The sequence below is a fragment of the Roseburia hominis genome, assembly GCA_040702975.1.
GTDB lineage: Bacteria > Bacillota > Clostridia > Lachnospirales > Lachnospiraceae > Allocoprococcus > Allocoprococcus hominis_A.
This window is the reverse complement of record CP159990.1, coordinates 4,033,871-4,047,987: the sequence shown is the minus strand read 5'-3', so window position 1 is coordinate 4,047,987 and position 14,117 is coordinate 4,033,871. Positions and strand designations below refer to the sequence as shown.

At 43.9% G+C, this 14,117-nt stretch carries 13 protein-coding genes; 11 read left to right on the top strand and 2 right to left on the bottom strand.

Translation table 11 applies throughout. The annotated features are described in order from the left end of the window. Positions 1–6: 6 nt before the first annotated feature. From ABXS75_18785 to ABXS75_18745, 9 genes are all read left to right on the top strand, one after another. The gene (locus tag ABXS75_18785) at positions 7–1,638 is read left to right on the top strand and encodes a PucR family transcriptional regulator ligand-binding domain-containing protein (protein ID XCP85044.1); all 1,632 of its coding nucleotides are present in this window, start codon (positions 7–9) and stop codon (positions 1,636–1,638) included. 198 nt (positions 1,639–1,836) lie between these two features. After that, a complete protein-coding gene (locus ABXS75_18780; protein ID XCP85043.1) occupies positions 1,837–2,673 on the top strand; it encodes a carbon-nitrogen hydrolase family protein in 837 nt (278 codons plus the stop codon). A 15-nt stretch (positions 2,674–2,688) separates the two neighbouring features. Beyond that, on the top strand, positions 2,689–3,621 hold the full coding sequence (locus tag ABXS75_18775; protein ID XCP85042.1) for a DUF1177 domain-containing protein: 933 nt from the start codon (positions 2,689–2,691) through the stop codon (positions 3,619–3,621). 56 nt (positions 3,622–3,677) lie between these two features. After that, complete coding sequence (locus tag ABXS75_18770) at positions 3,678–5,306, top strand: ABC transporter substrate-binding protein (protein XCP85041.1); 1,629 nt, start codon at positions 3,678–3,680, stop codon at positions 5,304–5,306. Between the two features lie 149 nt (positions 5,307–5,455). Further along, positions 5,456–6,418, top strand: coding sequence for an ABC transporter permease (locus tag ABXS75_18765; protein XCP85040.1), 963 nt, complete (start codon positions 5,456–5,458; stop codon positions 6,416–6,418). Further along, positions 6,418–7,311, top strand: coding sequence for an ABC transporter permease (locus ABXS75_18760; protein XCP85039.1), 894 nt, complete (start codon positions 6,418–6,420; stop codon positions 7,309–7,311). The genes ABXS75_18765 and ABXS75_18760 overlap by 1 nt, the downstream gene beginning before the upstream one ends. A 17-nt stretch (positions 7,312–7,328) precedes the next feature. Then, on the top strand, positions 7,329–8,333 hold the full coding sequence (locus ABXS75_18755) for an ABC transporter ATP-binding protein (GenBank protein XCP85038.1): 1,005 nt from the start codon (positions 7,329–7,331) through the stop codon (positions 8,331–8,333). Then, the gene (locus ABXS75_18750; protein XCP85037.1) at positions 8,326–9,315 is read left to right on the top strand and encodes an oligopeptide/dipeptide ABC transporter ATP-binding protein; all 990 of its coding nucleotides are present in this window, start codon (positions 8,326–8,328) and stop codon (positions 9,313–9,315) included. The genes ABXS75_18755 and ABXS75_18750 overlap by 8 nt, the downstream gene beginning before the upstream one ends. 80 nt (positions 9,316–9,395) lie before the next feature. Further along, positions 9,396–10,640, top strand: a complete 1,245-nt coding sequence (locus tag ABXS75_18745) for an ArgE/DapE family deacylase (protein XCP85036.1) — start codon at positions 9,396–9,398, stop codon at positions 10,638–10,640. A gap of 87 nt (positions 10,641–10,727) precedes the next feature. On the opposite strand, the gene ABXS75_18740 is transcribed toward ABXS75_18745, so the two are convergent. Continuing rightward, the gene (locus ABXS75_18740) at positions 10,728–11,354 is read right to left on the bottom strand and encodes a hypothetical protein (protein XCP85035.1); all 627 of its coding nucleotides are present in this window, start codon (positions 11,352–11,354) and stop codon (positions 10,728–10,730) included. Positions 11,355–11,631: 277 nt separating this feature from the next. Further along, the gene (locus ABXS75_18735) at positions 11,632–11,883 is read right to left on the bottom strand and encodes a helix-turn-helix transcriptional regulator (protein XCP85034.1); all 252 of its coding nucleotides are present in this window, start codon (positions 11,881–11,883) and stop codon (positions 11,632–11,634) included. 548 nt (positions 11,884–12,431) lie between these two features. Here ABXS75_18735 and ABXS75_18730 point away from each other — a divergent pair. Together ABXS75_18730 and ABXS75_18725 are read left to right on the top strand one after the other, a co-directional pair. Beyond that, positions 12,432–13,577, top strand: coding sequence for a site-specific integrase (locus ABXS75_18730; GenBank protein XCP85033.1), 1,146 nt, complete (start codon positions 12,432–12,434; stop codon positions 13,575–13,577). A 131-nt stretch (positions 13,578–13,708) separates the two neighbouring features. After that, on the top strand, positions 13,709–14,017 hold the full coding sequence (locus ABXS75_18725) for a TM2 domain-containing protein (protein XCP85032.1): 309 nt from the start codon (positions 13,709–13,711) through the stop codon (positions 14,015–14,017). Positions 14,018–14,117 lie beyond the last annotated feature (100 nt).

Genomic DNA, 14,117 nt, shown 5'->3' with positions numbered 1-14,117 from the left:
GATAAGATGTCGATTACAGTCAGAGATGTACTTAAAATAAAAGAGTGGCAGCAGTGCCGTGTGATAGCGGGGGAGGCAGGACTCGACCGGGAGATTCAGTATGTGGATTCCATGGAAGTGCCGAACATTATTCCATGGCTCAGAAAAAATGAGTTCCTGGTGACGACGGCTTACGCGATTAAAGACAGCGAGGAAATGCTGCTTAAGATCATTCAGGCATTGGCAAAACAGCAGTCTGCGGGAATCGCTCTGAAAACGAAATTCCTGGGAGGTATCACGGAATCCATAAAAAAAGAGGCGGAAAATCTGCAGCTGCCGATCATTGAATTGCCGGGAGATATCCCGTTCATTGACATTATAGAGCCTTTGATGAAAATAATTGTAGATGACCAGAATCAAAAACTGGAATTCAATAAAGCAATCAATGAAAAATTCCTGGCTGTGCAAATCGATGGCGGCGGATTTCGGGAAATTGTGCAGTCCCTGGGCGAGCTGTTGAAATGCAAGGTGGTGGTGGCAGATGACCGTCACAATGTGATTAGCTTCTTCCCAGAGGATTTGCAGGAGACTAACGACTATATAGAGCGGGGAAAGTTTGATGAATTAGCAGTGAGTTCGCGGCTCAGACAGTGCATGTCGGATGGCAAAAAAGATCAGCCTATGGTAAAAATCATGGATGAAGAAATTTGGTTTCATCAGATTTATGTCAAGACTAAATGTGAGGGCGGCCTGTACGTAATCGGGCGGCCGGGACAATTTAATGAGTTGAGCGAGATTGCTATGGGACAGGCCAAGGTTCATCTGGCGTTGGAATTCTCTAAAAAAGGAATCAATGAACAAAAGGAATACCATCAGGATAATAACTTTTTTCTGGACCTGATCGGAAATAATATTCTGACAGAAGAGGACGCTAAGAGAAGAGCTAAGGGTCTCCACTGGCCTTCTGTTCCGCATTTTATGGTAGTCTCGGATATCGATGGGTTTGAGGAGATCATCAGAGGAAAAGATGAGGACGAGATCCAGTCCATCAAAGATGAAGTGATTCAGATACACAGAGACATTTTTCAGCAGCACAATATACGGATCTTTATAGGAAACAGGAGTGATAGCTTCCATTGCCTTATTTTTGGAAATATGGGACGTGCGGAACTCAAAAGATCGCTGGAGATGATTCATGAAAAAGTCCTGGCAACTCTCGGATTTACCATTTCGACCGGAATATCAAAGGAAATTAACGGGTATCTGGGGTTTGAGAGTTGTTATCGGAAAATCAGAACTGCAATTATCGTCTGTAAGAAAAAAGGACGAATGAAAATATGCTTTACCGACGAGATGAATTTGGAGGAAGCCTTCTATGAGATGGCAAAGATGCCGATCTTCCAAAAATTTGTCAGGGATACCCTCTATGTGATAAAGGAATACGACAGAAATCGAGGAAGTTTTCTTTTGGAAACGCTCCGTGTATTGACTGAAAATATGGGCGCAAGAAAGGAAACAGCGGATATTCTATACCTACACAGAAATACATTGGCGTACCGAATTAGACAGATTGAACAATTAACAGGTATGGATCTGAATGACCCGCAGGTGCTGTTTCAGTTGCAATTAGCGATAAAAATTGAGACATATGTAGATTAATAAAAAATAAGTAATGAAAATCTTTTGTTCGCCGTGCACAATTTAGCGCGTTAAATTTGTGCACGGCGAATATTGTTCATAAAAGTCGTATATAGTATTATTTTCTCAATTAATTAAATATCACGGTGGTTTTTTGTAAATAATTAACAAAATGTATCGGATCAGGGGATTGCTGTGAGTCATATGGGAGGTAACAAGATGGATGGAAGATTGAAGGTTTCGGCTGTTCAGGTCACAGTGTACCAGAACAATATCGAGGCCAACATGGAGAATGTTGAGAGGATGGCGATGAAAGTTGCCCAGAATGAACAGGATGTGGATTTGATTCTTTTCCACGAAGCATGTCTGGAAAGCGGAATACCGCTCGAGACATTTGATGAGGCGCTCACCGAACGAATTGTAGAATTCTGGAAGGGCATTGCGGCAAAGACGGGGACGAATATCCTGGCCGGAAGACTGGAACGCAAAGACGGCGTGATCTATAACAAGGCGACGGTGTTTACTCCGGAGGGGGAGATCCTCGCGGACTATGCCAAAATTCATCTTTACAACAGTGAAAGAGATACGATTGAACCGGGAAAAGAGCTTGGAATGTTTGAACTCAACGGCATGAAGATCGGAATTATGATTTGTGCAGATTTTGGTTTCCCGGAACTGGCAAGAACTTATGCGGTGAATGGCTGTCATGTACTTGCAGTCACCAGCAGTTGGGCATATCCTGATGACGACTTATGGGTGATCTGCAATCAGGCACGTTCTTCTGAAAATGGCATTTACGTAGTTTCCTGTGACCGTACCGGCCCGTCATCGCCGGGAGTGATCAAAGTGGGACGCTCGATGGTATGTGATCCGGATGGATTTATTCTTTCCAATCTGGTGGAGAAGACGGATACATATTACGTTCAGACCCTTTATCGTGATGAGGTGGAAAAACGTCATCAGACGATGAGATGGTTACAGTGGCTCAGACCGGAATTGTATACCAATTGGATGAACTCCAGTTGGCCGGATGCTGACAAAACGAATGAGAAATAAAAGGAGACTTAAGTTATGTTAATGCGTCAGATTTTGGATGTCTATGATCTGCTTGATCGGGCGGATGCATCCGGAGCGATGATGGAAGAGTACATGAGAAGCCTGGGGGGCGAAGATATAGTAGTAACTACCATTGAAGGGGCAAAGGGTAAGACCGATATGATCCGTATTACCATCCCTGGTAAGAACGGGAAGAGCGTCGGCGGGACGGCTCCGACTCTTGGGGTCCTTGGACGGCTTGGCGGACTTGGAGCAAGACCCGAGCTGATCGGATTTGTGTCCGATGGAGATGGAGCACTTGTTTCCCTTGCGGTTGCTGCCAAACTTTTGGATATGAAGAGCAAGGGAGATGATCTGGAAGGGGATGTGGTCGTTTGTACACACATTTGTCCGGATGCACCGACCAGCCCACATAAGCCGGTTCCTTTCATGGGGTCTCCGGTAGATATGGCGACTGTAAACAGGCATGAGGTAAACGGGGATTTGGACGCAATCCTTTCCGTGGATACCACGAAGGGCAATCGTATCATCAATACCAGAGGATTTGCCATTTCACCCACTGTTAAAGAAGGCTATATTTTGAAGGTCAGCGAGGAACTTTTAGATATTATGCAATCCACGACAGGCAGAATGCCTTACGTGTTTGCTCTGTCCGTTCAGGATATCACGCCATATGGCAATGAACTGTTCCATTTGAACAGTATCCTTCAGCCGGCAACCGCTACAAAGGCGCCGGTGGTAGGAGTGGCGATCACCACGGAAGCTCCGGTGGCCGGATGTGCGACGGGAAGCAGTCATGTGGTCGATCTGGAAGAGGCGGCAAGGTTCGTGCTGGAGACAGCAAAAGCATACGGACGAGGAATGTGCCGTTTCTATGACGAGGATGAATTTAGCAGAATCTTGTCCAGGTATGGAGAGATGACACGCTTTCAGACCCTCGGCGAATAATTTACGCTAAATATAGATTTTCTATATTTTATATTTAAGAAAGGGAGGAACCTATTATGAAGAGAAGACTTTTTGCTGTGGCGCTCGCACTTAGCATGGTAGTTGGCCTGGTTGCAGGATGCGGCGGCAAGGAAAAGGAAGAGACGAAGAAGGAACCCGAGAAGCAGGAAGAAGTGGATACTTCCAATGTCAGCGATGAAGACAAATTCGGAGGAACTCTTACGATCGCGCTTGCATCTATCGCAAGCAACATTGACCCGATTATGTACACCGGTGTATATGAAGGCCAGATCATTGAAAACATTGCAGATACGTTGATCGTGTATGACAATGCCGTAACAGATTTTGAGCCCAGCCTTGCAACGGAATGGACTGCAAATGAAGCAGGTGATGAGTATACATTTACCCTTCGCGATGATGTGTATTTCCAGCCAGGTAAATATCAGGAAGGCCGTAAGATGACGGCAGAAGATGTTAAATATTCTCTGGAGCGTTCTCATAACGAATCCGCTCTTGCGAGACTTACCATGCTGGATCACTGTGAGGTAATTGATGATACTCATGTAAAATGTGTACTGGAGTCCCCGAACGCATCCTTCCTTGCTGCTCTGACGAACAGTGGTAATGTCATTGTTCCGAAGGAAGAGGTAGAAGGATGGGGCGATGAATTCGGCGCTCACCTTGTTGGAACCGGCCCGTTCATGATGGCTGAAAACGGATGGAAGACAGACCAGGGCGTTGACCTTGTGAAGTTTGACAAGTTCTGGGGCGGGGATATTTACCTCGACGGTCTGAATTTCGTATATATTACGGAAGTAAACCAGAGAGTAAATGCTCTTAAGAACGGCGAAGTTGATATCGCATACGACCTTACAGGTGAAGGAATCGAAGAAATCAAAGCAGATTCTAATCTGAAGATGATTCAGGAAGCCGGCATGGGCGTAAATTACATCTACTTCAATATGGCAAATGGCCCGACAGCAGATATCAAGGTACGTGAAGCACTTCAGACTGCAGTAGATCGTGAAGCTATGGTTTCCGCACTTTATCAGTATGGCGAGGGTCAGGTTGGATACCTTGCATTGCCGCCGAACTCATGGGGCTATGACGAGAGCCTGATCGACATTGTGCCGAAGTACGATGTGGAAAAAGCGAAGAAATTATTGGCAGAGGCTGGCTATGCAGACGGATTTGAGCTGGAATACTACACAGGTGATTCCGCTACTTCCAAAAAGATCGGCGAGATTTTCCAGCAGTTCTGTGCACAGATAGGCGTAACAGTTAACATTCATCAGGCAGCGTGGGGAACCTTCAGTGAGATCGGTGCTTCTGGAAATGCAGATGTAATCTCTATGAGCTGGACATGGTATCCGGATCCGTACTTCTATCTGAACAAGATGTTCCACGAGGAATCTCTCGGAACATTAGGAAATGGTCAGCAGTTCAACATTCCGGAAGTAAATGAACTTCTTGACGAGGCAGTTGCAGTTTCCGACCAGAATGAAAGAGCAGAACTCTACAAGCAGGCATTGAAGCTCATCACAGAGCAGTATGCACAGATTGACTATTCAGTAGCTAACGTAAACGTAGGTATGAGCAGCAAGGTTATGGATTTCCCGGTGCGTCCGGACAAAACGATTGAAGTTGCAGACGGCGTGACAAATAATACATGGCTTGCAAAATAATAGTTGACAGAGTGTAAAGAAGCAAAGGAGCTTGCGCAGGCGGGCCCCTTTGCTTTTCAAATCAGGCCATTGCGAAAGATTAAAATTCCGCGAAATTTTGGGATTTCGCAATGGTCTGGGAGTTTTAGAGAGGAAAGGAGAACAACAGTATGTTAAAGATGATTTTAAAGCGTATCTTTCAGTTGATTCCAGTACTGTTGATTACTATGAGTATTACCTTCGTGATCACCCGTGTTCTGCCGGGTAACCCTGCGGTATCTATCCTGGGACCGCAGGCCAGCGCGGAGGACATTGAGAAGATGGAAGAGGAGATGGGGCTTCATGATCCGCTTCCGGTGCAGTATGTTCATTATATTGGAGGACTCCTGACGGGGGATCTGGGGACCTCTTACCGGTATCATCGCCCGGTTGCGGGGCTGATACTGGAAAAACTGCCCAACACATTGCAGCTTGCGATGACCAGTCTTGTGATTGCCCTCCTTATCGGAGTACCAGTGGGAATCCTATCGGCGGTCAAACAGTATTCCATTTTTGATTACGTCGCTATGATCACTGCGCTGGTCGGGGTGTCCATGCCGACCTTCTGGCTTGGACTTATGCTGGTTCTGGTGTTCAGTGTAAATCTGGGCTGGTTCCCGACAATGGGAATGGCGACCCTGGCAGACGGATTTGGAGCGGTGGTATCACATTTGTTCCTTCCGGCGCTCTGCCTGTCGTTTGGAAGTATGGCAAATTTTGCCAGAATCAGCCGATCCAGTATGCTGGAAGTTGTGAATCAGGATTATATGAAAGCGGTACGGGCAAAAGGTATTCGCGAGAGTGTAGTGATTATGAAACACGGATTTAAAAATGCGCTTCCGCCGATCGTTACAGTTCTTGGCATGCGTATTGCATCTCTGATGACCGGCGCGATTATGATCGAGACGATCTTCTCGTGGCCCGGAATAGGAAGGCTGATCGTAGAAGCAATCAATAATAATGATTTTGAGCTGATACAGGGCGCTGTATTATTTATGGCAGTTCTGTATGTAGGCGTTAACCTGATTGTAGATATTGCATATCTATACATCAATCCGAAAGTAAGTTACGAATCAGAGAGGAGGGCGGGCTAATGTCAGCAAAGGGATTAAGTGAAGCCAGTCAGCAGGAAATGCTGTTAAAAGAAAGAAAAGCGAACAGTGCATGGCGTAAATTAAGACGGAATAAATCCGCCATGATTGGCCTTGCCATGGTGCTATTTGTAACCCTGCTCTCTATATTCGGGCCTTTCTTCGTTAAAGCGGACCCGGCGGCTATGGATTTCCTGCATGTGAATGCGAAACCGGGAACTCCGGGATTTATTCTCGGGGCGGACAGTATAGGCCGTGACATGCTGTCGCGTCTGATCTACGGAGGCCGCGTATCCCTCTTGGTAGCAGTGGGCGGTATGCTGGTAGGAGCCGTGGTCGGAATCCTGATCGGTCTGGTATCCGGCTATGCGGGGGGAAAGGTGGACGCCGTTCTTATGCGTATTATGGACGGTATGTCGGCGTTCCCGTTTGTTCTGCTGGCTCTGATGCTCATGACGGCTTTGGGCGCAGGTATGAAGAATGTAATCCTTTCTATCGGTATTGCCAGTGTGCCGGGATATGCCCGAATGACCAGAGGCCAGGTCCTTGTAGTAAAGAATGAGGAATATATCAAAGCTGTGAAGGCACTTGGGGCGACAAATGGAAGAATCATATTCCGCCATCTTCTGCCCAATGTTGTCTCTTCTCTTATTGTTTATGCGACACTGAATGTAGCCGGTGCGATTCTGACAGAAGCCTCCCTTAGCTTCCTGGGGATGGGAATTACCCCGCCACAGGTTTCCTGGGGTTCTATTCTGAAAGAAGGTCAGGAATGTATGAGAACAGCCAGCCACATCGCTACATTCTCCGGAATTGCCATCCTGATCACCGTTTTGGGATTCAACCTTCTCGGTGACGGTATCCGTGATGTCCTGGATCCGAAAATGAAGAAGTAGCAGAAAGGAGAGACACTATGAACGATTTATTATTACAGGTGGAAGATCTGAAGACCTATTTTAATACCGCAAGCGGAGTGGCAAAAGCGGTGGATGGTGTTACCTTTTCGCTAGAGTACGGCGAGACACTGGGAATTGTAGGAGAGTCCGGTTCCGGTAAGAGTGTGACTTCTTCCTCTATCATGCGTCTGCTTCCGAAAAACGGCAACATTGTCGGAGGAAAAATCTTATTTGAGGGCAAGGATATTGCCAGGTTAAAACAGAAGGATATGCTGAAAATCCGCGGAAATGATATTTCCATGATTTTTCAGGATCCCATGACTGCACTGGACCCGGTATTTACGATCGGTTCCCAGATCATGGAGGTTATTAATGCACATCAGAAGCTTTCCAAAGAGGAAGCGAAGAAATATGCAATAAAAGCACTGAAAATGGTAGGAATCCCCGAGCCGGAAAAACGGCTGAAATCCTACCCGCACGAATTTTCGGGAGGTATGCGCCAGAGGGTCATCATCGCCATGGCCATTGCCTGCAATCCGAAGCTGATCATAGCAGACGAGCCGACCACCGCGCTTGACGTGACGGTACAGGCCCAGGTGCTTGGACTGATGAAGGATCTGCAAAAAGAGACGAACGCGTCCATCATTCTGGTAACGCATAACCTGGGAGTCGTATGGAAAATGTGTGATTCCGTCATGGTCATGTATGCCGGAAAGACTGTGGAATATGCAGATGTAAAGACGCTTTATTCTGACGCGAGGCACCCGTATACGTGGGGACTTCTAAAATCCATGCCGAAGGTAACGGATGATCCGAACGTGCCGCTGGCATCCATACCAGGTACGCCGCCGGATCTGAAACTGACGGGAGGAAGCTGCAACTTCCATAATCGCTGCAAATACTGTCAGGAGATTTGCAGGAATCAGTGTCCTGAAATGAAAGAAGTGGAGCCGGGGCATTTTGTAGCCTGTCATTTCACGAAAGAAGAACTGGAACAGATGGGAGGTAACGACGATGAATGATAAAGATGTTATCTTAAAGGTAGATCACCTGAACAAAACATTCAAGGTGAAAAGTTCGCAGCTCTTCGGGAAACCGGCGTATCTGAAGGCTGTAAATGATGTGTCTTTCGAGGTTCATAGAGGGGAGACTATCGGAATTATCGGCGAGTCAGGCTGCGGAAAATCCACGTTGGGAAAGAGCATTCTGCGGCTTATCGAGCCCACTTCGGGAGATGTAGTATATAACGGCAAATCTCTGATGGGCCTGGAAAGAAAGGAAATGAACGCGCTCAGACAGGAAATCAACATGGTCTTCCAGGACCCGTATTCTTCTCTCGACCCGCGAATGACCACGGGAGATCTGATCGAGGAGCCGATGATCATTCATAATATCGGAACTCCGGAGGAGAGGAAGAAACGTGTGCAGGAGCTTCTGAAGCTGGTAGGGCTTGATTACTATCATGCAATCCGTTATCCTCATGAGTTTTCCGGCGGACAGCGTCAGCGTATCAATATTGCCAGAGCGCTGGCTATGAACGTAAAACTTCTGGTATGCGACGAACCGGTATCCGCGCTTGACGTTTCCGTGCAGGCTCAGGTGCTGAATCTTCTGAAGGAACTGAAGGATACACTGGGACTTACTTACATTTTTATTTCACATGATTTGAGCGTTGTAAAATATATCAGCGACAGAATTATTATCATGTATCTTGGAAAGATTATGGAGATGGGAGAGGCGGAGGAGATTTATAAAAATCCGGCCCATCCTTATACCAGGGCTTTGTTCTCGGCAATTCCGCCGGTCAGCCCCTTTGAGACCAAGGAAGAAGTAGAACTTTCGGGAGAGATTCCAAGCCCCTTAAATATGCCTCCGGGCTGCCCGTTTGGGAATCGCTGTCCGTATTGTACGGAAGAGTGCCGGGCGGCGTCCATGGAACTTCAGGATATCGGGGAGGGGCACAAGGTGGCCTGCGTGCGGTATTTGAAGGGAGAAATTCAGTAGAGGGATAACCTACAGAGCGTGTTTGGAGGGTAACTGAAGAACCCGCTCTGTTCTTTTATTATAAAAAGGAGGTCAGGAAAATGACGAGACAGGAAATATGGGATATGATTGATGAGCATAAAGAGGAATTGCTGAAATTGTGCAGCGATATGATACAGATTCCTTCTATCAATCCACCGGGCAATGTGGATGCAATCGTGCGGTATATCAGAAATTATTTGGAAAATGCAGGAATCTCCTATGAGATTGTGGGAGCACGGGAAGATCGACCGAATATTCTGGCGCGCTACGGTACGGCGGGAGGAAAGACGGTGGTGTTTAACGGACATTGTGACGTAGTTCCGGCAGGAGATGAGAAAAAATGGGCGTTCCCACCATTTTCCGGAGAAGTCAGGGATGGCGTGATGCTTGGGCGTGGAACCTCCGATATGAAGTGTGGTCTGGGAGCTTCTATGTTTGCTGTGGCAATGCTGGCAAAAGCCGGAGTTACGTTAAATGGCGACGTTCTCCTTACGGTGGTCCCGGATGAGGAGACCGGCGGGGAATATGGAACGAAATGGCTGTGTGAAAACGGATACGTGAAGGGCGATTGGGGAATCGTTGCGGAGCCTACGGGAATGGATAATATAGAGGTAGGACAGAAGGGAACCATGGGCATGAATCTGTATGCCACAGGTACGACTGCTCACGGAAGCCTCAGCCCTTACGTGGGGGAAAATGCCATTGACAAGCTGGTACGCATTCTCCCGCAGATGTATCGTCTTCGGGAAATCCACGGAACCTATGAGGGCGAGATCGCAGAGGTGATGGAGGTATCCCGCCAAAAATGCAAGAGGGTACAGAAAAAAGAAGGGGTAGAGACCATCATGGATCACGTGACGGTGAATATCGGCACGATTCAGGGCGGCGTAAAGCGAAATGTGGTTGCCGATACGGCTATGGCAGAATTGGATGTACGTGTTCCTATTGGAGTAGACCATGAGGAGATTATACGTAAGGTCGACGAGATTATAAAAGAATCCGGAATAGAAGGGGTATATGCCACCTACGATAATCCCAGGGGCGGCAATTATGTATCTGTGAAGGACCCGATTGTGCAAGTGACCGGAGATTGTATCAGGGAATTGCTGGGAATCGATCTGATCACGGCTTATCAGTGGGCGAGCAGCGACACCAGATATTTCCGGGAGGCCGGGATTGCCACGATTCAGTACGGACCATCCAATACGGAAGGAATCCATAATTATAATGAGACTGTAAATACGGCGGATATTATTACAGCATGCAAGGTGTATGCGGCGCTTATACTGGAACTGGTTGGATAAGATATTGGTGTGTTTGAGAAAGGGGAGAGCCGAGATTATAGGATTTCGGCTTTCCCCTGAAACTTTCATTAACTGGAGGCCCATTAATCATCCCCCTCTCCCGAACAAATTTCTGGAAACAGATATGATATTGATCAGATCACTGTCCATTTCAAGAAAATGCTCCAATAGTTTGTCAATGTTAGAATTGTTATTTTCTAAATATTCCAAATAACCAAACGAATTATGAATAAAGTAATCTCTGTGGTCATCCGATTCATCTAAATAAACATGTAATTTCAAGCCCAAAACCAAAAGTACGATTAAACTAACAAAAAAATTATTTAGCGGCTTCTTTTTATTATTTATTACATCGGTAAAGCTTTTTTCGTAAAACAAAGCGCACATAGAAGTAGTTGACAACAAATTTATCGTCTTTTTCAGGGCCATATTGAGAAGCTCATCATTTTTGCTTCCTTTGATAGAGATAATTTCTCCGTTGACTACTTTAAAAATAGTCTCCATAGAATCATTTTTAGAAGTTGCTTTTTTGGAAGATAATTCCTCATAGGATATTACATATTTTCCGGAAGTCTCTCTAGTTAATGCTACTCCGTACCGAAAAAACATTAATTTGCTCCCCAATTCAGCAATATACTCGGCTTCAATAAATAATTCTCCGAGTTTCTTGTTTACAATTGCATCTAAGTTTTTCTGAACAATTGGGTTATTCAAATATCCTGGATTAATAAGAAGATTTCTAAATATATCTACGCGCTACAGAAGAGCAGGGGATTTGTCCGCATAGTTCGTTTTTACAATCTGGGTAGAAATTTAATTGAGGTTGGAACACCGAAGTAAGGTGATAAATCCAGTTTATCAGAGTGAGGCTTGAATAGAGGTGGATAGTAGCCTAACATAATATCAAAACGAGAAATCGTGGGAGTGTAAAATAAAGTGTGCAGTTAGATTTACTGAATCGATAACTGACACGCTTTATTTTATACTCCCTTTATTCATCGTTATCATCTTCAAAACAATACTCGTTTAATTCAGGATAATCAAGAAATTCCGCTAAGGTCATGTTAAATGCTATAGCAATTTTGTGAAGAGTTTTGGCTTTTGGATTATGAGTTAACCCTCTAACAATATTGTCGAGAGTAGATTGTTTTACTCCGCTCATCGTAGCTAATTTATTAATGCTCATACCTCGTTGGTTGCAAAGAGTTTTTATTCGCAATACGTATAAATCTGAGTACTCCATGTTAAGTATTCCCCATTATCAATATTACCCGTATTCGGGTTAGTATTATGTTATCAAGGAATAATACTGTGTATACCCGTACACGGGTTGACTTTTCGGAAAAAATATTTTATCATATATACCCGTATACGGGTATATGCAGGCTGAAAAAAGACCCACTTCCTAATTGGGAAGTAGGTCTCATTTTTCGTAAAGTATCTTACTTTATGTTGCAACCACAGGCAACTATCAGCACCATCGTATTAGATATTATAGATTTTTTATGTCATTTTGTCAATATAATCCTTCATGATTTGAATGGCGAGTGTGACTAGATTTTACAGAAACCTGCAAATATTTACATTTTGAGTGTGAAAAATGGGATAAATCCATTATGATTTTTTTCATTATCCGTCAAAATTATCGTCATTGCGGAAGCGCCATATTTAATTCTTTCAAATATATTACTGTAGAAGTCCTGATTTCGAATTATCAGGAAGAAAGGAAAAGATATAAATATTTGTTCTCAAAGAGAATTATCTGTTTATTTATGTCAGGAAATTGTTTATATGTCAAGAAAAGGTGAAAATATTTACAAGAGAAAGGATGGACGATGGGAAGGCAGATATATAAAATGCCATGATTCTACCGGAAAGGCCAGCTATGGTTATGTGTATGCGCGAAGTTACAGGGACTTAAAACTCAAACTAAATGATATTCGTGCTAATACTACAAAATACGGTATATACAATACAAATTCGAGTTATTCCATGTTAACTTTTAAAAAGGTTTCACAAGAATGGCTGAAATACAAATATGTAAATATAAAGGAATCCACATATATGAGATATACTTATTTATTAAACAATTATATATATAACGTAATCGGGAATTATGATATTTCATTAATAAATGATAAGCACTTAGAAAATTTGAGTCGTATGTTGCTTGCAGAGGGAGGAAAGGGTAAACAAGGATTATCCCCTAAAACAGTAACAGATATTCTTAGTTTAGTAAAAAGTATTTTGCGATTTTCCGTATATCGGAGGTATTCTTCCGTATATACCGGAAACTTTATTACAATTAAACAGAATATGAAAGAAATGCGGGTCCTCTCCAGAAAGGAACAGCAGCTTTTGACGATGAATATAATCCACTCTAATAATTTGAAGGATATCGGTATTTTGATATGTCTGTATACAGGAATTAGGATTGGCGAATTATGTGCTTTGAGATGGGAGGACATTTCTATCTCAGAAAAAGTTCTTACTATCCATAATACACTGCAAAGAATCAAGTCATCTGAAATTGATAGCGATAAAAAAACAAAGATAATACTATCTTCCCCAAAAAGTAAATGTTCACATAGAACGATACCGATTCCAGACGAGTTGATTGATATACTAATCCATATACAGGCGGATTCCAGAGCTTATGTGTTAACTGGTATACCTGACAAATTTGTTGAACCAAGGTCTATGCAAAATCATTTTAAGAAAACCATTAAAAAATGCTCTATCAATGACGCGAATTTCCATTGTTTGCGCCATAGTTTTGCAACCCGTTGTGTAGAGGTTGGATTTGATATTAAAAGCCTGAGCGAAATATTAGGACATGCAAATGTAAATATCACTATGAATCGCTATATTCATCCGACCATGGAACTAAAAAGGCAAAATATGAATCGTCTTTCGGATTTATTAGCCGTCAAATAATGTCGTCAAATATTATAGAAAATCTCACGCTTCTGGGATTTAATAACAATATATCATAAAGTAAGATACTTTACGAAAACATGCCACGGACTTCTATTTCACCAATAATTGAGAAATGGAGGATTTTAATCATGAGTGACGAATTTAGCAACAGTGGGGCTGCCGGTGAGGTAGTAACTCAATCTACAATGTCAGACAAAAGTAAGGCTGCGGCTGCTTTATTAAGTTTCTTCCTTGGCATGTTCGGGATACATAGGTTTTACCTTGGAAGAGCTGGATCTGGAGCAGTGATGCTTGTTTGTACGATACTTGGTTGGTTTACAGCAGGTATTATAGTTGGTTTGGGTCTTATTGCTTTTGTTGCTATTTGGGATTTAGTCGATTTTGTTCGTATTCTTTGCAACAGCTTAGGAGATGCTCAGGGACGCAAGTTGAAATAGGCTGTGCTTAGGATATAGTTATCAAATTGATTAATGTTCTGAATCGACGAACGGTAAAAGCTTTGCTTTTCTTTTTCGAGAAAGGGGCTTTTACCGTGCG